Consider the following 18,943-nt stretch of genomic DNA (forward strand, 5'->3'; position numbering starts at 1 on the left):
GATCGGCTCGACGCTCAATGTAACGTCAAAAACATACCCGCAATCGTCGCGCTCATCAAATTCGAGAGCGTTCCGGCCAGCACGACGCGCAGCCCGTAACGCGCGACTTCAGAGCGGCGCTCCGGCGCAACGGCGCTGAAACCACCCGTCAAGACGGCGATCGAGGCAAAATTCGCAAAACCGCACAAAGCGAAGGACAAAATCGCGAGCGTGCGCGGCGTCAACACCGGGAGCCCTGCGGCGGCCACGCTCGCCGCATCCTTCAGATAAGGCGACAGCGAGGCGTAGGCCACGAATTCGTTGAGGATGATCTTTTGACCGAGGAAGTTGCCCGCCACCATCGACTCGTTCCAAGGCACCCCGATCAAGTAGGCGAGCGGCGCGAACACCACGCCGAGAATCGATTGCATCGAAACGTGCGGGTGCCCGAACCACGCGCCGACGCCGCCCACCAAACCATTTAGGAGTGCGATCAATCCGACGAACGCGATCAGCATCGCGCCCACCATGACCGCGATCTTCAGGCCCACCGCGGCGCCGGAGCTGGCCGCCTCGATCACGTTGGCCGGACGACGCTCGTCGAAACTCAGTTGGTCGAGTTTTACGCGGGTCGCCTCCGTGGTCGGATGCAGGATCTTCGCGAATAGGAGGCCGCCGGGGACGGCCATGAACGAGGCGGCCAGCAAATATTCGATGCGCACGCCAAGGCCCGCGTAGCCCGCCAGCACCGAACCGGCCACGGCGGCCATCCCGCTCGACATGACCGCAAACAACTCCGCGCCCGTCATATCGCGCGCAAATGGTTTGACGACGGCCGGCATTTCGCTTTGCCCTAAAAAAATCGTCGTGACGGCCGAGAACGATTCGAGCTTCGACACGCCCAGCAGCTTTTGAAACACCGTGCCGAGCGCAATCACGATCCAGCGCATGACGCCGATGTAATAAAGCACGGAAATCAAGGCGGTCACGAAAATGATGGCCGGCAACACGCGCACGGCGAATACGAATCCGCCATCGCCGAATAGCGCGAACATTTTCGATTGCACGAGGCCGCCGAATAGAAACTCGATGCCGGCATTGCCGTAGTCCAGAACGTGATTGACGCCGGCCGCCATATCGGCAAGCGCCACCTTACCGAACGGTACGAATAGCACGAATGCGCCGATTGCCACTTGCGCGAGCAGCGCCGCCGCCACCGTGCGTGGTCGGATTGCGCGGCGGTTGCTGGAGAATACGAATGCGATGGCCAATAGCGCGGCCATTCCCAACAGGTTTCGGGCGATCGGAGCCATATCGATTTCGAATTCGACGTTTTTCGAGAACTGGCGCCGATGCTAAACCAAACAGCAACCGAACGAAAAGCGCTTTCGCGCTTTTTCGCTCGGCTCGATCGCACCGGTGGGTGCGAATCGCGCTTACTTTACGCCTGCTTATTGCTCGATCAGAAACTTCTCACGCCGCTTGCCGAGCCACGCCGGGGCGCGGCCGCGCCCGGTCCACGTCTTGCCGGTCTTGGGGTCGCGGTACTTCGGAGGCAAACCGCCCGTCTTGCGCGCCGCCGTGCGCTTGCTCGCAAATCCAAGCTCTTCGGCCGTAATGCCGTATTCCGCGATCTGCGCCTTGATGTGCTCGATGGCGCTGGCCAGCTCCTTTTCACGTGCGGCTTCCATTTGAGCTTGAACTTTTGCAAGCTGCTCGGTCAACTGCCGGTAAGTTGGCATAGACATTCGCCTCCTGGTTGGTAAGACTTGATTGATTGGATGACGCTCACAGCGTTCTGACAACTCTTTCGCGCAAAAGTGCAATCGCCGAAGCCGCTATAGGAAAAGGCAAGAGCAAGCCATGGACCTCGGCGATCTTCGGCCGCCGCGCGATGCAGACTGCCACGCCTAATGCCCGCAAGTCACTTGGCCTTGCAAGCAAACAGTAACTTATTGACGCCGTCTTGGGTCGATCGATCGATGACATCGATATCGCTCTGGCAGATGCCGCGAGCTTGGTCCGTGCAGTTCGCCCAAGGACCGGAAGCCGAGCATTGGACGGCCGTCGTGGGACGCCCGTCGCGCGTGAAGAGCGGAGCGCTGCTGCCGCACCCTGCCAGCATGACCGCGCCCAGCGACGCGGCAGTCACGGCGCGCACCAACGCCCCCGCGGGCAATTGAAACCAAGACTTGCATTGCATTGAACGAACTCCTTTGGCCTGACGTTCTTTTTCGAATGGCCGGAGTATGCCATGGCATAACGCCGATGCGATCGGGCAAATGTCTCGTTATGAGACCCGTCGCGCTGCGTTCTTCAAATGGCAATCCCGAGCGCCGCGATCTTTTTATAAAGCGTAGCGCGTCCCATGCCGATCCGCGCCGCCGCTTCGGCCACCCGGCCTCCAGTCGCGCGCAGCGCATCGCTCAAGAAACGCCGTTCGAAATCGGCCATTGCTTGGGCATGGGAATCGACTGGCCGTGCCGGTACGCCCGCGCAATCGAGCCCGTCCGCGGCCGCGGCGAATCCCGCCGGTGGCAACGACGCCGCGCCGATGAAAGGCGCAAGCGTGCGCGCGTCGATCCGCTCCGTGTCGCACAGCATGACCGCGCGCTCGAGCGTATTGCGCAGCTCGCGCACATTGCCGGGCCAATCGTGCGCCGCCAGCAGGCGCAGTGCGTCGTCTTGCAGCTCGAAGTGACGGCCATGTCCGCCTCGGCCCGGCGTGGAAAGATCCTCCAAGATCGCGTAGGCCAACGCTTCGATGTCCGAACGGCGCGCCCGCAACGGCGGCGCATGAATCGTGAGGACGTTGAGCCGATAAAACAAATCGGCGCGAAAGCGGCCCGCGGCGACGAGCGCGGGCAGGTCGGCCGACGTGGCCGCCACGATGCGCACGTCGGTGCGCACGATACGGTTCGAGCCGAGCGGCTCGAACTCCTGGTCCTGCAACACGCGCAGCAACTTGCCTTGTAACGGCAAAGGCATATCGCCGATCTCGTCGAGAAACAACGTGCCCCCGTTGGCCAACTCGAACTTGCCCACGCGACCGCGCCGTTCGACGCCGGTGTAGGCGCCGGGCGCCGCCCCGAAGAATTCGACTTCGAGCAGCGTATCGGGAATAGCCGCCACGTTGACGGTGACGAGCGGGCCTTGGGCGCGCACCGATGTGCCATGAATCGCATGGGCCAGCAACTCCTTGCCCGTGCCCGTTTCGCCGAGCAGCAGCACGGGCGAATCGACGTACGAAGCACGGCGCGCTTGGCGCTTGACTTCGAGACTGGCCGCGCTCGTGCCGACGAAGCTCGCCAGCGTGTACTTAGCGCGCCTGGCCTGCGCGAGCGATTGACGCGCCGCAATCAGTTCTTCCTGCACGCGCGAATAGTGCGAGAACAGCGGCGTCAGCGACTTCATTTCGTCGAACAGCGCAAAGCCGACCGCACCCACCGTCTCCCCGGCCTCGTCCTTGAGCGGCAGGCGCGTCACGACGAGCGGCTCGCGCCCGTTCTCGAGCACATCGAGCAGGATCGGCTTGCCCGTTTGCACGACTTCGCGCATCAGGCTGTTCGGGATGACCGTTTCGCAATCGAGGCCGATGGCCTGTTGGCTGTCGGCGAAGCCGAACCGCGCGGCGTAACGCTCGTTGATCCAAACGATGCGCGCATCGGCATCGACGATCAGCGTGCCTTCGCTGAAGTTTTCGAAGGTGCGAAACAGCGAATCCATGGCGCGGCGCAGGATCGCGTTGTAATCGGCGGGCACGCCGATGAGCTCCGTCATCATCCCAAGTCCTAATGGCGCAGTGCGCGGCTCGTGCGCCGTCGCGGCTACGCAGCATTGCACGTGTTGGCGCGGCATCCCGCCGCTCCCCATTCTCGAAAGGGAGACAGCATATCTCAGAATAGAGACAGCGCCAAATCCCCGATTTCGAGCGGTTTTGGCGTGCTCTCTACGGTAGGTTGCTGCAAAGGGCGTCTCCATTTAGAGAAAGCGATGCTCATTTAGAACCGGTTTCGCACGCAAATGCGAGAACATGCCGTCCCGCGCACGCAGCGGCCGGCAATGGCACGAAACCTGCAATGCGGGCTGCCTGCGCTTTTTCCGCGCTCGCTAGCACCCACAATCACAACTTGGAGACTCGATGTCGTTCGTCATCGTTCTTGCCGCATTGGCGTTCTTGATGTTCGCCGCCTACCGCGGCTACAGCGTCATTCTGTTCGCACCGATCGCCGCGCTCGCTGCGGTGCTGCTGACCGATCCCGCCGCGGTCGCCCCCGTGTTCACCGGCATCTTCATGGAGAAGATGGTCGGCTTCGTCAAACTGTATTTCCCCGTCTTCCTGCTCGGCGCCGTGTTCGGCAAGGTGATCGAACTCGCCGGCTTTTCCGAGGCGATCGTGGCGGCGGCCATTCGCTACATCGGCCGAGGCCGCGCCAATGCGGTCATCGTCGCGGTCTGCGCGCTGCTGACGTATGGGGGCGTGTCGTTGTTCGTCGTCGTATTCGCGGTCTATCCGTTCGCGGCCGAGCTGTATCGGCAAAGCGGCATTCCGAAGCGCCTCATGCCGGGCGCGATCGCATTGGGCGCGTTTTCGTTCACGATGGATTCGCTGCCCGGCACGCCGCAAATCCAAAACATCATTCCGAGCGCCTTCTTCAAAACGACGGGATGGGCGGCCCCCGCGCTCGGCACGATCGGCTCGTTGTTCATTCTCGTCGTGGGCCTCACGTATTTGGAGTGGCGTCGCCGTTCGGCCCTCGCCAAAGGCGAAGGGTACGGCACCTCGCTCGTGAACGAACCCGAGCATATCGGCACGGCAACGCTGCCCCACCCGCTGCTCGCCATTGCGCCGCTCGTGCTCGTGGGCGCTGCGAACTTCGCGTTGACCAAGCTGATTCCGCAGTGGTACGGCACGGGTGCCTATACGGTGCCGCCCGAGGTGTTGCCCGGCGTGCATACGCCCCTATCCGCGACGATTAAAACCGTCGTCGCCGTCTGGTCGGTCGAAGGCGCGTTGATCGCCGGTATCGTCCTCGTCGTGCTCACCGCATTCAACCGTGTGCGCGAGCGCTTCGCCACCGGCACGAAGAGCGCCATCGCCGGCGCACTGCTCGCTTCGATGAATACCGCTTCCGAATATGGCTTCGGCGGCGTGATCGCGGCGTTGCCCGGCTTCGTCGTGGTAGGCGGCGCGTTGAAGTCGATTCCCAATCCGCTCGTGAACGCGGCCGTCTCGGTCAGCTCGCTCGCGGGCATCACGGGGTCGGCCTCGGGCGGAATGAGCATCGCGCTCGCCGCCATGTCCGACTGGTTCATCAAGAACGCCGAAGCGGCGCATATCCCGCTCGAAGTGCTGCATCGCGTCGTCGCCATGGCCAGCGGCGGCATGGATACGTTGCCGCACAACGGGGCGGTCATCACGTTGCTCGCGGTGACGGGGCTCACGCACAAGGAGTCCTATCGCGACATTTTCGCCGTGACGTTGATCAAGACCCTGGCTGTCTTTTTCGTCATCGCCGTGTATTACGCAACGGGAATCGTTTGAGCCAGGGAATGACGCAGGGCCGCCGCGGCTAGAAACCGAGCCCTGCGCCGAATCGCACCGCCTTACGATCCACCGACATACGCTACTTGCCGTAGCATAGACAGCCGACTTCATTGCTTTTCCGATGGGAGAAATCGATGTCTACTACGCAGAGCAAGCTGTTTTTCATCACAGGCGTGAGCACGGGCTTCGGGCGCGCATTGGCGCAGGCGGCGCTCGCTGACGGGCATCGCGTCGTCGGCACGCTGCGCGACCAGACGGCGCTCGGCGAGTTCGAATTGCTCGGTCCCGGCCGAGCGATCGGCAAATTGCTCGACGTGACGCACACCGACGCCATTGCCGGTGTCGTCGCCGATATCGAGGGCAAAGTCGGTCCCATCGACGTGCTCGTCAATAACGCCGGTTACGGCTACGAGAGCCTGCTGGAGGAGTCGACGCTCGACGAATGGCGCAAGCAATTCGACGTCAACGTCTTCGGCGCCGTCGCCATGATGCAGGCCGTGCTGCCGTACATGCGCCGCCGCAAACGCGGCCACATCATCAACATCACGTCGATGGGAGGTTATATCACCGGGCCCGGCATCGGCGCCTACAACGGCACGAAGTTTGCACTCGAGGGTATCTCCGAAAGCCTATCGAAGGAAGTGAAGGATTTCGGCATCAAAGTAACGGCCGTTGCGCCCGGGGCGTTCCGCACGGATTGGGCCGGGCGTTCGATGGTGCGCGCACAGCGTTCGATCCCCGACTACGACGCCGTCTTCGATCACCTGCGCGAGCGGCGCCAAGCGATCAGCGGTAAGCAGCCGGGCGATCCGGCAAAAGCCGCGCGCGCCATCCTCGAGATCGTCGCCGCGACCGAGCCTCCCGTGCATGTGTTGCTCGGTCCCGATGCGGTCAAGCTCGTCAACGAGAAACTCGATGCGCTGCGTGCGGAGCTGAAGGCGTGGGAGTCGTTATCGAAATCGACGGATTTCTCTTGACGAACGCTCGTTCGGCATTCGTCACAGCCCCACCCATGCGCTACGGACGAATGCCGAATATGCCGTGCCAGAGCGAGCTGAAGAGCCCGGCATGCGCGGCGCTCTGCGCTTCTTCGGCCGCGTCGGCACGCTCCTTTTGCGATTTGGCCGGTTGACGCGGCCGGCTTGGCTCGGCCGAGCAAACCACATCCGATGCATCGGCGGGCGCTTGGTTCGCGGTTGCTTGGTTCGCGGTTGCTTGGTTCGCGGTTGCTTGGTTCGCGTGCTCTCGGTTCGCGTGCCCTTGGCCCGCTTCGCCCTTGCTAGCAGTGCGCCGACGCGCGTCGGGTCGAACGGCCCCGGTCCGGGTAGCGCCGGCCTCGCGGCCGATCGGGGCGGCTTGGCGCGAAGCGCACAGCGCCGCGACGCCATCGGCGATGCGCGCCGCTAGCGCGTCCTCGCAGCCGCAGCCGAGCAGGACGCCGAACACCACATCGCGGTTATGTCCGCGCTCGCCGTAGCGCATCGCCTGCGATACATAGCGCTCATAACGTTCCTGCTCGGCCTGCGCTTGGCGCTCGGCGTTCTTCTGCGCCTGCCGTTCCTGCCGTTCCTGCCGCGCCTGCCCGTCCTGCCGCGCCTGCCCGTCCTGCCGTTCCTGCCGCGCCTGCCCGTCCTGCCGTCCTTCGCGTTCCTGCGAATGTTGTTGATGCGGCTCCTGCCGTTGCTGCCGATGCGGCTCGCGTCGCTCACCCTGCGCCGCGCTGCGCCGCAGCTTGCTCATTTCCTCGGCGAACACGGCATCGTAGACGCGCCGCTGCGCCGGGTCGGACAAGATGGCATACGCCTCTTTGATTTCCTGAAACGCATCATGCGCGGCAGCTTCACGGCCCTTATTGCGATCGGGATGCGCCCGCATCGCGGCCTTCCGATAGGCGCGCTTGATTTCGTCGTGGGAGGCGTCCTCGTGCACGCCGAGCGTTTCGTACAACGTCGCCATGGCTCGTCGAAGGGAGTGGTTGCCGGGCTGTAGATCGTAACACCGCGCTCGCCTGAAGCATGCACGCAGGCGCCGAGCGCAGGCGGTCGCATCCCGCTTGGCGTGCGCACGATAAGCCGAGTGCGCTTTTCGGCGATAAATAAAACGAGCGTCTTACTGATTCTCATCCGCAGGGGGTTGATTTCAGCGACCGCTTCGATTTGAATGACGAGGCTTCGAGAACATTCCGCGCATTGAGAGCGTGCGCGGTAGCCCGAATCCAGCCAGGCACAGCGAACCCCCTTCCTCTCAAAATCGTTTCTTGAGAAGGAAGCTTCCTTCCTTGCCGGTTTCGCCGCGAAAACACAAACTTTCACTATAGAAGCGGGCCTCTAAATGAGCGAAAAAAAGAAAGCCTTGATTGAAACCGCAACTCGTCTATTCGCGCAGTTCGGTTTTCACGCCGTTGGCATCGATCGCATCATCGCCGAATCGCGCGTCGCCAAGATGACGATGTACAAACATTTTCCATCCAAGAGCCGCCTGGTCGTCGAGGTATTGAACGAGCAAGGGGCGACGCTCGCAGCCGGCATCGCTGCTGCCGTCGCCGCGCATACCGATCCCTTGGACAAGCTTCACGCCATCTTCCAATGGCACGACGCGTGGTTTCGCTCCGATGCCTTTACCGGTAGCCTCCTTATCCATGCGGCGGCGGAATTTCATGCCGAAGAGAACGAAATCCTCGCCACATCGGAAGCCCAACGCGGCGCGTTCGTGCATTCGCTGCAACGCATCCTCGACGAGCGCTTCGACGGCGACACGGCGGCGCGGCTCGCGCGGCGCTGCGCGCTCCTTATCGACGGCGCGACGCTCGCCCGGCAGTTGAGCGGCCGCGTCGATGCCGCGCGCGATGCATGGGAGATCGCGCAAGCCTTGGTCGAGAACGAGCGCATGCACGTCGCGTAACGGCGAATACCACCGTCGGCCGCAGCGCCGGCGGTGCCCAAGCGGCGAAAAATCCGGGAGCGTCAACCCCCAAACGCTCCCGCTGTGGCGCTTTGTGTTCGAGTACTTTTAAAAGCCGCTGAAGCGAGCGCACTTCGCGATACACTCATCGACATGAAATGGGCAAGAGGCGCACGACCCTGTCGCACCAGCGCTATGCGCGGCCGACGACAGACATAAGCCTCTGTAAGCCCGTACAATCGCTTCACCACGACTCGAGGAACGTTCGATGCGCACCACCGGCTCTTCCGGGGCAATGGCCCTGCTCACCGAGATCCACGACACGGGCGGACACGTCGTCCGCACTTTGCGGCTTGAAGCGACAGACGACGGAAAGAGTATTCATCTGATCGAAATCGACGAGCGCAAACCCGGCATCCATCGCGAAGTACGCTATGAGATCACGCCGGCCGAACTCATCGCGGCAATCCGCGCGCATGGGGCGGAATTACCGGGCGAGCAGCACGTCCGTTGAATTTTCGGAAAAGACTTACCGAACTCGGCTCATACGAATCCAGCGCTTCCGGCTCGAGCCTTCACCGTTCGCGAAGCTGAACCCCTGCGGCGGCCGTGGCGGCTCGCCGCTGGTCGCCTACCGCCCTATCGGGCAACGCATCGTCAAAACATCCGCAAAGGCAGCGTCACCAAAAGCCGATACACCTGGTTCGTGCTATCCGAGTAATATGCCGAGCCGACATGCCATTGCGCAATGAGCGTCACTTTCGCGTTCTTCAGCGGCCCGCTTTGCACGACATACGTGGGAATGAAGCCGAATTCGTGGTGTCGCCCATGCACGGGTTGGCCGTTCTTGAAGTAAAGCGCCGCATAGGACGGGCCGTTCACCGCATTACGCCTCGCCATGGCCGATGCATCGGCGCCCCACCCTTGCTGGGCCCAAATCATCGCTAAAAACCCCGGCAATCCCGCGTATTTACCGTCGAACGTGTAGCGCAGCTGTAGCGATTGCTCGTGCGGCGCGTTGTAATCGACGTCCATCGAATTGACCAGATAGACACCCGCCGTCTCGTCGATGTAGTCGAAGAACTGATCGCCGAGGATCTTTTGATAACCAAGCAACAATCCATGCGGCCCATGCTGCGCGGATACCGAAACGCTGTAGGCCGCGTCGTTCAACGGCCCTTGCAATGCGGCGCCGGTGTCGCGCGTCGCATATAGATTCGCGAAGCCGGTCACCTCGAGCGTATCGGGCGTGCCGATGCCGTGTTGCAGCGACGCGTAGTATTGCCGCCATACGTCGTCGGCCTGATCTGCGTAGAGCGATGCGGAGCCGTCCGGCGCGTAGTCCCAGGTCGCACCCGCATAGGTCACGCGCTTGACCGCCGTCCCGCCGTAGGTCGTGCGCAAATCGGTCAAATTCGATTGCCCGCGCGCAACGACCTTCGTGAAACTGCCGGCCTGAACGGCCAGCCCGTCGATTTCGCGGCTGAGCAGAGACGCTCCTAAAAAGGTTGGCGGCAACGCGCGGTTGTCGTGCGGGTCCAAGAACGGATTCGAGACGTCCTGAAGCCCATACTCCAATAAGGAGTCCGAAATACGGGCCTTCACCGCATACATGCCCGGATAAGCCCACGTGAGGCGATTGGCGCCATCACCGTGCCGCCCCAAATAGACCATGTTGTGCGCGCCGCGCCCGCCGTCGAGCTTGACCGCACCGAACAGCGCCGCATCGACACCGAAACCGATGGGGCCTTTCGTGAAGCCCGATTCGAATTTCGCTTGCAATCCCTCGACCCAGGCATGGCGACGGCCCGAGCCATTGGCATAAAAGTAGTCGGTGTAATTGCGCCATTCGAGATCGAGGCGGCTGTCGGAAAGAAATCCTTTACTGTTCGTTTGGCTCGAGCGCGGCGACGATGGCGTTTGGGTCAACGCCGACTCCGCACTGACCACGGCGTTCGGCGTGGTGGCTTGCTGCACGAGTTGCGATGACGTCTTTGCGGGCTGGCCGTGCGCGCCGGCGCTGTGCTCCGGCGGCTGTGCGCAAGCGGGTGGCAGCTCCATTGGAGGTCGCTGCACGGAAGAAGGCGCGGCAAGCGGTGCAAGCATCGGCGCTTCGTCGGCTCGGACCGCTGCGATCCCGCTCGTCAATTGCACGCCGCACACCCACGCGATCGCAATTGCGCGCACTTCGACGGCGAATAGGCTGTCTCGTCTCGCAGACATGGCTACCTCATTGAAAGATCGACCCTGCCCGTCGATACGATGCCGACGAGCGTTCTCGTTCTTCTGCCTTGCGGCAAGACGAACGCTTCCCTCGGCGTGGCAGGGGCCACGCCGCTTGAACGAATGACCGCATTGAAAAAGTGCGCTTGCTAAGGCTCGCCAGCGCGAAAGCAAGCGGCGAGCGAGCTCGCGCCTTCGCGCGCTTCGAGCTTCGGCGCCGCGTGCCCGCACGTCGGTACCGCGCGGGGGCAGCGCGTGCGGAACACGCAACCCGAAGGCGGCTCCAGCGGTGACGGCAAATCGCCCCTGAGCAGCACACGCGGCCGGCTGCGTTCGAGCACGGGATCGGAAAACGGCACCGCCGATAGCAACGCGTGCGTGTAGGGGTGAGACGGGGCGTCATAGACCGCCTGGCTGTCGCCGAACTCCATGGCGCGGCCCAGGTACATGACGAGCACGCGCGTGCTCACGGCCTGAACCACGGCGAGATCGTGCGAGACGAACAGCATCGCGAGTGATAGCTCGCGCCGCAAATCGCTCAGCAGGTTCACGATTTGCGCTTGGATGGTCACGTCCAATGCGGAGACGGGCTCATCGCAGATGACAAGGCGCGGCTGCGCAACCAACGCGCGCGCGATACCGACGCGCTGGCACTGACCACCCGAGAACTCGTGCGGATAGCGCGATAGATGATGCGCATTCAACCCGACGCGCTCGAGCATCGTGCGCACCCTCGCCCGCACCTGCGCGCGGGGCATCTGCGGCCAATGCGTGACGAGAGGCTCGGACACGATGCGTTCGATCGTCATGCGCGGATCGAGCGACGCGAGCGGATCCTGAAAAACCATCTGCACCTCGCGGCGCAAGCGCCGCATCTGGTGGTCGTCTCGCCCGTTCTCTCGCACCGTTTCGTGCCCGCGCCAACAGACGCTGCCGCTCGTGACCGGCGCAAGACCGACGATTGCGCGGGCAAGGGTCGACTTTCCGCATCCGGACTCCCCGACGAGGCCCATCACCTCGCCGGGGCGAATGTCGAACGACAAGCCGTCGACCGCGCGTACCGACATGCAGCGGCGCCGGACTTGCCAAGGCCACGGGGAGCCGGTGTACCGAGCGCGAAAATGAACGTTCAACTCACGCACCGACAGTAGCGGCGCGTCGCTCGCGATCGGTTTCTCATCGTTCATCGCAGCCTCCGGCAACCGGCTCTTGCACGCGCGAGCGCAGCCGCGGCCTAGCGCTCAAGAGGCCGATCGTGTACGGATGCGCGGGTGCGCCGAACAGTCGCGCGGCCTCGGCCTGCTCGACCGCGCACCCCGCGCACATCACCACGACGCGCTCGCATAGGCTCGCGACGACGCCCATATCGTGCGAAATCAGCAGCATCGACATGCCTCGGCCGCGAATCAGCGAGCCCAACAAGTCGATGATCTGCGCCTGCACCGTGACGTCGAGCGCCGTTGTCGGCTCATCGGCGATCAGAATGCGCGGCTCGGTGACGAGCGCCATCGCAATCGCCGCACGCTGACGCATCCCGCCCGAAAATTCGTGCGGATACATCCCGATGCGGCGCGCCGCATCGGGAATATGAACCTGTTCCAGCGCTTCGATTGCACGCCGGCGCGCCTCGCGGCGCGAGACGCCGCGATGGGTCTGCAACGGTTCGGTCAACTGCCGCTCGATCGTCAGAAACGGATTGAGCGAAGTCATCGGGTCCTGAAAAACAATCGCGATGCGCTCGCCTCTGAGCCTATTGAGCGCCCGCTGATCGAGCTTCAGCAGATCCGTGCCGCCGTAGCGCACCGCGCCCGACACGCGAGCGTTCGAAGGCAGCAGGCCCATGATGGCCATTGCCGTCTGGCTCTTGCCGGAGCCCGATTCGCCGACCATGCCGAGCGTCTCGCCCGCTTCGAGCGAAAACGACAGCGCCTGCACCGCATCGACGGGCACCCCGTTGCGCGGCAAGAAGCGCACGCGCAGCCGGTCAACTTCCAATACCGGCTTCATGACCGCTCCTTGGGATCGAGCGCATCGCGCAGGCCGTCGCCTAGAAAACCGACGCAGTAAAGCGTCGAGCACAACATGGCGGCCGGGGACAACAACAGCCACGGCATCGCTTCGAGCTTTTGCGCGCCGTCTTCGATCAAGACGCCCCAGCTCGTCATCGGTTCTTGCACGCCCAGCCCGAGGAACGAAAGGACCGATTCGGTCAGCACGATGCCGGGCGCCATGACCGTCGCATAGACGATCACCACGCCAGCGAGGTTGGGCACGATGTGCCGCACGACGATTACCGGCCCTGCCACGCCCATCGCTTTCGCCGCATCGACGAATTCTCGGGTGCGCAACGACAGCGTTTGCCCGCGGACCACCCGCGCCATATCGAGCCATGAGAAGGCGGCTATCGTTAGGATTACCAAATAAAATTCTCGGCCGAAAAGCGTCATCATGAGAATCGCGATCAACATGTAAGGAATCGCATACATGACGTCGACGATGCGCATCATGGCTGCATCGATTCGGCCACCGAAATATCCCGCGCACGCGCCGTAGGCCACGCCGAATACGCAGGCGGCAAGCGTGCCGAGCAATCCGACTTCGAGTGAAACGCGGCCGCCGGTAAGCGTGCGGACCAGCAGATCTCGGCCCAATTCGTCGGTGCCGAACCAATGACCGCCATGCAGCGTGGGCGGCAGACTCAGCGCAGTCCAATCGCTTTGCGCGGGATCGCGGCCGAGCCAGAGCGGACCTGCGAAGCAGGCGAGCACCACCAAGGCCAGCACTGCGGCGCCGGCCACCGCGGCGCGATTGCGCGCGAAGCGGGTAAGAAGGGAAAGCACCGGCCCGCTCGCTGGGGGCTGGCGATATCCGCACGGCGCGGACGCACCGTCTAAATCGGACGAAGAAGAAAGCGTCATGGTTGTCAGTACCGAATGCGGGGGTCGAGCAACGCGTAAGCGAGATCGACCAGCAGATTGAATAGAACGGCCACGGCCGTCGTGAGCACGACGATGCCGAGGACCAGCGTGTAGTCACGGTTGATCGCGCCGTTGGCGACGAGCTGCCCCAACCCGGGCAGTGAGAAAACCGACTCCGTCACCACCGCGGCCGTGATCGACGAGATCGAGATGGCGCCGAGCAAGGACACGATCGGAATCAGCGCCGGTTTGAGCGCATGGCGCCAGAGCACGATGCGCGGCGGCATACCTTTCGCGCGCGCCGTGCGAATGAACGGGCTCGACAACACTTCGATCATGCTCGCGCGCATCACACGTGCGATGGTCGCGACGTTGATGACGACCAGTAGAGCGATCGGCAGCAGCCGGTACGTCCAGGCGCCATCGCCCCAGCCGCCGGCGGGCAGCCATCCATGGCCCTCGTGCGTGCGCAACACGATTGCGAAGATCCAAACGAGCACGGGACCGAGCACGAACGGCGGCACGACGTTGCCTACGTTGCCGAGCAGCATCACGAGGCGATCGATCCATCGATCACGATGGACGGCCGCGGCCGCCCCGAGCAGCACACCCAGCACGAGCGCAATCGGGATCGATGCCCCACCCACGCCGATGCTGACGGGCAGCGCCTTCGCGACCAGATCGGTGACGCTCCAATCGACGTAGCGGTAGGACAGCCCCAAGTCGCCTTGCGCAAGCGCGCCGAGATAGCGCAGGTATTGACGCCAGAGCGGCTCGCTCAAGTGATACTTCATCTCCAGATTGGCCAGCGCCGCGGCCGAGAGTTGCTTCTCCGAATCGAACGGTCCGCCGGGCGTCGCGTGCAGCAGCAGGTAGCAGGCCGTGATGACGCCCAGCAGCGTGGGAATGGTCCAGAGCGTGCGGCGCAGCGTGTAGCGAAGCATCGTTCCTCCTCGCTCAGTGCGCGACGATGTAGAGGTCTTGGGACGCGCGCTGATCGACGTAGTTCGTCGCCGAATAACCGCCCACATAGCTTTTCACGAGGCGGTCGGCCGAGTATTGGAAGAGCGCGATCATCGGGTAGTCCTCCATGGCGAGCGCGTGCGCCCGCGACAGCAGCGCAGCGCGCTCGTTCGGATCGAGCCGCGCATTCGCCTGCGCAACGAGCGCATCCACCTTTGGATTGCAGTAGCGCTGATCGTTTTGAATGCTGCCGCAACGAAGGACGTCGAAGTACGACATGGCATCGTTGTAGTCGACGAACCAACCATCGCGCGAGGCCTGCACTTTCCCTGCATGACGTTCGCGGAGCAACACCCTGAACTCCACGTTCTCGAGCTTGGCGTCGACGCCAAGCTTCGAGCGCCACTCCGATACGGCGAACAGGGCGACCTTCTTGTGCAGATCGTTCGTGTTGTAAGTGAGCGTGAATCGGAGCGGTTTGGCGCTCGAGTATCCGGCTTGCCGCAATAGATCCCGCGCATAGGCGACGCGCTTGTCCATCGGCCAGGCCGCCCAGTCCGGAACGAATGGGCTCGCCCCCTTCGTCCCGACGGCGATCAGACCGTACAGGGGCGCTTCGCCCCCTTGCACCAGCCGCTTCGTCAAGAGATCGCGGTCGAGCACCATCGATAGCGCCTGCCGCACGCGCTTGTCTTGGAATGCCGAAGCGCGATTGTCGAGGCTGTAGAAATACGTGGCGATTTGCATGCCCGTGCGCAACTCGCTGCCGAAGCGCTCGTGCACTTGGCCGTAAAGGCCCGACGGGATGCGATAGGTGTAGTCGAACTGACCGGCCTCGTACATGCGCAAAGCCGTGCCGTCGTCTTCGATCGGAACGTACGTCACTTTCGAAATCGCGACGCTGTTCGCGTTCCAATACCTCGCATTCTTTAGGAGGACGATGCGATCGTTCGGTTGCCAATTGGCCAAGACGAAGGCGCCGTTGCCGATCAAGCTGCCGGGCTTGGCCCACCGCTCGGGCGCCTGCTCCACGGCATGTCGCGGCACGGGCGCCATCGACGCCATCGCGGCCAACTCGGGAAAGAAGGCAGCGGGCGTTTCGGTTCTCACCTCGAGCGTATGCGCGTCGATGGCCGTTACGCCCAACGACGCGGGCGCGGCCTCGCCCGCCACGATGGCTTTGCCATTTTTGACGAACTCGGCAAGCACCGTATACTTCGAGCCGGTCTTTGGATCGACGACGCGCCGCCATGCATAGACGAAGTCGTCTGCCGTCACGGGCTGCCCGTCGCTCCACCTCGCATCGTCGCGTAGCGTGAAGCGCCAGGTATCGGGGGCCGTTCGCGTCCACGATCTCGCAACACCGGGTACGATCGTGCCCGCCGCATCGATGCGCGTCAGGCCTTCGAACACATCGAGCCCTACCGTGTTGGCAGCCCACGACTCGATATGCGCGGGATCGACCGCTTCGATTTCCGCGGGAAGCTGGCGCGTGATTTCCTGCACGGGCGCAAGCTTCACGCCCGCTGGAACGAGAACGGCCATTGCGGTTTCGCTGAACCCGAAGGCGTATGAGAAGGCGAAGGCGATCAACGCCCTCGCGAGACGATGCGTGGCTTTCATAGTGGTGACGAGAGGGTCGGAAAACGGCAAAAAAATGCAATCGAGCATTGCAGTCGGCATCAGACCACGCGCCCGTTTTCGTGTGCAGCTATCAACCATGTGGGGCGCTCACTGGTGCATACCCGAAGTGACGCCCGCAGCCGGCACTAGGAGAATCGCGCGCGGCATGTACGGCCGCGGCGCAGCGGAGTAAGCTCGCTCGAGCGCGTCCGGCACGCGGCGCACTACCGTGCGCAATCGAGCAACGGCGTTCCAATACCGCACGCACAACGTGCGAACCTAATTCGACCTATCCGGGAGAACTTTTAGATGAATTCGTCGGTTTCGCAAACGCGGTCGTTCACCACGGTCTTCTTGATCGAAATGTGGGAACGCTTCGGCTATTACGGCATGGGCGCATTGCTCGTGCTTTATATGGTGGAGCGGCTCGGCTTCGGCGATGCGCGCGCCAATCTCACGTGGGGCGCGTTCACGGCGCTCGTCTACGCCGCGCCGTCGATCGGTGGATGGATCGGCGACAAGGTGCTCGGCTCGCGGCGCACGATGCTGTTCGGCGCCATCGTGCTCTCTCTCGGCTACGGCATGCTCGCACTGCCGAACGATCATCTATCGTTCCTTTACGCCTCGCTCGGCGTCATCGTCGTGGGCAATGGCCTGTTCAAAGCGAACTCGGCCAACCTCGTGCGCCGCATCTACGAGGGCGACGACGCGCGCATCGACAGCGCATTCACGATTTACTACATGGCCGTCAACGTCGGCTCGACGCTATCCATTCTCGCCACGCCCTGGATCAAGGATCGTTGGGGCTGGCGCACGGCCTTTGCCGTCTGCTGCGCCGGCATGTTGCTCGGCGTGGTGAACTTTCTCGTGCGCTACCGTTCGTTGTCCCATGTCGGGTCGGCGCCCGACAGCCAGCCGATCGTATGGCGGCGCGTCGCGGCTGTCGCGGCCGGCGCCGTGTTGCTAGGCACGGCAACTTCGTTCGTGCTCGGCGACAAAACCCTCGCTGTCGCCTGCGTCTATGTTGCCGCCACTATCATCCTCGCGCTGTTCGCTTACATGATCGTCAAATGCGATCGCTCGGAGCGCGCCGGGCTCATCGCCGCCCTCATTCTCGTCATGCAGTCGATCTTGTTTTTCATCTTCTATCAGCAGCAAATGACCTCGCTGACATTGTTCGCGCTGCGCAATGTCGAGCCGGCCTTCTCGCTGTTCGGCGTGCACCTGTTCTCCTGGAGCGCCGCCCAGTTCCAAGCGCTCAATCCGATCTGGATCATGCTGCTCAGCCCCGTGCTGGCGTCGACGTACACGCGCCTCGCGAAAGGGCGCGGCGATATCAGCATCGCCGCGAAATTCGCGCTCGGATACGTGGCCGTTGCCCTCGGGTTCGTGATTTACGCGTTTAGCGGCCGCTATGCAGTGGACGGGCGCGTGTCGTCGTGGTTCATGGTGTGGGGCTACGGCTTGAACTCGCTCGGCGAACTGCTCGTGAGCGGCCTCGGCCTGGCGATGATCGCGCGTTATATCCCGGCTCGGATGAGCGGCTTCATGATGGGCACGTACTTTTTGGCAACGGGAATATCGCAGTATCTCGGCAGCGTGGTGGCGAACTTCGCGCAACTGCCGTCCAACGACCTACCCGCCACGCAATCGCTGCCGCTGTATACGAACCTGTTTGCCGAGTTGGGCTGGCTCGCGGCGGCAGGCGTGCTAATGTCGCTGATCCTGCTGCCGCTCATGCGCAAGCTATCGGATCAACACCGTCGCGCATCCGAAGACGCGTTCGCAGCGTCGCATAGCATGGCGGCCGAATGAGCTAGACATACGATGTAACGGGACCCGGCTGACGTTCGGACCACCGCGCATCGAATCGTCGATTCTCCGCTACCCATCGAGCAAAGGAGCCGCTATGACCGACGCATCGCGCACGCGCAAACGCCACAACGGGGCCGGCAGAATCCGCATCGGCATTGGCGGCTGGACATTCGAACCATGGCGCGGCCCGTTTTACCCGGCCGAACTCACGCAAAAACGCGAGCTCGAATACGCCAGCCGCAAACTAACCTCGATCGAAATCAACGGCACCTTCTACGGCACGCAAAGAGCGACGAGCTTCGAGAAGTGGCGCGACGAGACGCCCGACGATTTCGTCTTTTCGTTGAAGGCGCCGCGCTTTGCTACGCACCGGCGCGTGCTTGCCGAAGCCGGGGACTCCATCGAGCGTTTCTTTGCGAGCGGTGTGCTCGCGCTCAAGGATAAGCTCGGCCCGATCAATTGGCAGTTCGCGACGACCAAGCAGTTCGATGGGGAAGATTTCGACGCCTTCCTCGCGCTCCTACCCAAGCGCGTCGAAGGCCGTGCGATCCGACATGCCGTGGAAGTGAGGCACGAGAGCTTTCGCCACACCGAGTTCGTCTCGCTCGCGCGCGAACATGGCGTCGCGATCGTGACAGCGGGCGATAGCGACCATCCGCAAATCGCCGACGTCACGGCCCCATTCGTCTACGCGCGCATCATGGGCACCGTCGATTCGCAAGCGCTCGGGTATTCGGAACCGGCGTTGGATGCCTGGGCGGCGCGGGCGAAAACGTGGGCCGAGGGAAAGCAGCCGAAAGACTTGCAAACGATCGCCCCAACGAAGGGCGAGCCCGCGCCTCGCGACGTGTACCTCTATGTCATCAGCGGTCACAAGGTGCGTAATCCGGCCGCGGCGATGGCGCTGATCGAACGCATCGGCAACACGCCCGATTAGCGCCGATACGGCTCACCCGCTCGCGCCGGCCGCACA

The 18,943-nt window shown here is 63.1% G+C and carries 15 protein-coding genes and 2 pseudogenes; 6 read left to right on the forward strand and 11 right to left on the reverse strand.

Features of this window, described 5'->3' with window-relative positions; translation table 11 throughout:
- Positions 1-14: 14 nt before the first annotated feature.
- The 4 genes from QQS38_RS16100 to QQS38_RS16115 form a co-directional block, all read right to left on the reverse strand.
- Complete coding sequence (locus QQS38_RS16100) at positions 15-1,292, reverse strand: NupC/NupG family nucleoside CNT transporter (protein WP_479646368.1); 1,278 nt, start codon at positions 1,290-1,292, stop codon at positions 15-17.
- Between the two features lie 138 nt (positions 1,293-1,430).
- Positions 1,431-1,721 (reverse strand): H-NS histone family protein, encoded by a 291-nt coding sequence (locus QQS38_RS16105; RefSeq protein WP_479646424.1) that lies wholly within the window; start codon positions 1,719-1,721, stop codon positions 1,431-1,433.
- A gap of 182 nt (positions 1,722-1,903) precedes the next feature.
- A complete protein-coding gene (locus QQS38_RS16110; protein WP_479646425.1) occupies positions 1,904-2,104 on the reverse strand; it encodes a hypothetical protein in 201 nt (66 codons plus the stop codon).
- A 191-nt stretch (positions 2,105-2,295) separates the two neighbouring features.
- Positions 2,296-3,762, reverse strand: coding sequence for a sigma-54 interaction domain-containing protein (locus QQS38_RS16115; protein WP_479646369.1), 1,467 nt, complete (start codon positions 3,760-3,762; stop codon positions 2,296-2,298).
- A gap of 358 nt (positions 3,763-4,120) precedes the next feature.
- On the opposite strand from QQS38_RS16115, the gene QQS38_RS16120 reads away from it, so the two are divergent.
- Positions 4,121-5,524, forward strand: a complete 1,404-nt coding sequence (locus QQS38_RS16120; RefSeq protein ID WP_479646370.1) for a GntP family permease — start codon at positions 4,121-4,123, stop codon at positions 5,522-5,524.
- A 137-nt stretch (positions 5,525-5,661) separates the two neighbouring features.
- Positions 5,662-6,504 carry an oxidoreductase gene (locus QQS38_RS16125; RefSeq protein ID WP_479646371.1) on the forward strand — a complete coding sequence of 281 codons (843 nt, stop codon included), beginning with the start codon at positions 5,662-5,664 and terminating at the stop codon, positions 6,502-6,504.
- A 748-nt stretch (positions 6,505-7,252) separates the two neighbouring features.
- Here the strand turns inward: QQS38_RS16125 and QQS38_RS16130 are convergent.
- A pseudogene (locus QQS38_RS16130) lies at positions 7,253-7,483 on the reverse strand (DnaJ domain-containing protein); the annotation flags it as partial.
- 375 nt (positions 7,484-7,858) lie between these two features.
- Between QQS38_RS16130 and QQS38_RS16135 the strand changes: the two are divergent.
- Entirely contained in the window at positions 7,859-8,428 is a 570-nt protein-coding gene (locus QQS38_RS16135) for a TetR/AcrR family transcriptional regulator (protein WP_479646372.1), read from the forward strand.
- Positions 8,429-8,696: 268 nt separating this feature from the next.
- Entirely contained in the window at positions 8,697-8,942 is a 246-nt protein-coding gene (locus QQS38_RS16140; RefSeq protein ID WP_325342889.1) for a hypothetical protein, read from the forward strand.
- 143 nt (positions 8,943-9,085) lie between these two features.
- Here QQS38_RS16140 and QQS38_RS16145 read toward each other — a convergent pair whose 3' ends face one another.
- From QQS38_RS16145 to QQS38_RS16170, 6 genes and pseudogenes are all read right to left on the reverse strand, one after another.
- Entirely contained in the window at positions 9,086-10,651 is a 1,566-nt protein-coding gene (locus tag QQS38_RS16145) for an OprD family outer membrane porin (protein WP_479646373.1), read from the reverse strand.
- A 149-nt stretch (positions 10,652-10,800) separates the two neighbouring features.
- On the reverse strand, positions 10,801-11,838 hold the full coding sequence (locus QQS38_RS16150; protein WP_479646374.1) for an ABC transporter ATP-binding protein: 1,038 nt from the start codon (positions 11,836-11,838) through the stop codon (positions 10,801-10,803).
- A 13-nt stretch (positions 11,839-11,851) separates the two neighbouring features.
- Positions 11,852-12,658 (reverse strand): annotated as a pseudogene (locus QQS38_RS16155) (ABC transporter ATP-binding protein); the annotation flags it as partial.
- Positions 12,655-13,569: an ABC transporter permease gene (locus QQS38_RS16160; protein WP_479646375.1), complete on the reverse strand. Its 915-nt coding sequence runs from the start codon at positions 13,567-13,569 to the stop codon at positions 12,655-12,657. The pseudogene QQS38_RS16155 and the gene QQS38_RS16160, both read right to left, overlap by 4 nt.
- A gap of 5 nt (positions 13,570-13,574) precedes the next feature.
- Entirely contained in the window at positions 13,575-14,513 is a 939-nt protein-coding gene (locus tag QQS38_RS16165) for an ABC transporter permease subunit (protein ID WP_479646376.1), read from the reverse strand.
- Between the two features lie 13 nt (positions 14,514-14,526).
- Entirely contained in the window at positions 14,527-16,155 is a 1,629-nt protein-coding gene (locus QQS38_RS16170) for a peptide ABC transporter substrate-binding protein (RefSeq protein ID WP_479646377.1), read from the reverse strand.
- Positions 16,156-16,464: 309 nt separating this feature from the next.
- Here QQS38_RS16170 and QQS38_RS16175 point away from each other — a divergent pair, with 309 nt between their 5' ends.
- Together QQS38_RS16175 and QQS38_RS16180 are read left to right on the forward strand one after the other, a co-directional pair.
- Positions 16,465-17,970, forward strand: coding sequence for a peptide MFS transporter (locus tag QQS38_RS16175; protein WP_479646378.1), 1,506 nt, complete (start codon positions 16,465-16,467; stop codon positions 17,968-17,970).
- Between the two features lie 94 nt (positions 17,971-18,064).
- Positions 18,065-18,907: a DUF72 domain-containing protein gene (locus tag QQS38_RS16180; RefSeq protein WP_479646379.1), complete on the forward strand. Its 843-nt coding sequence runs from the start codon at positions 18,065-18,067 to the stop codon at positions 18,905-18,907.
- The last annotated feature ends 36 nt before the right edge of the window (positions 18,908-18,943 follow it).

Source organism: Trinickia sp. Z7 (assembly GCF_056498045.1).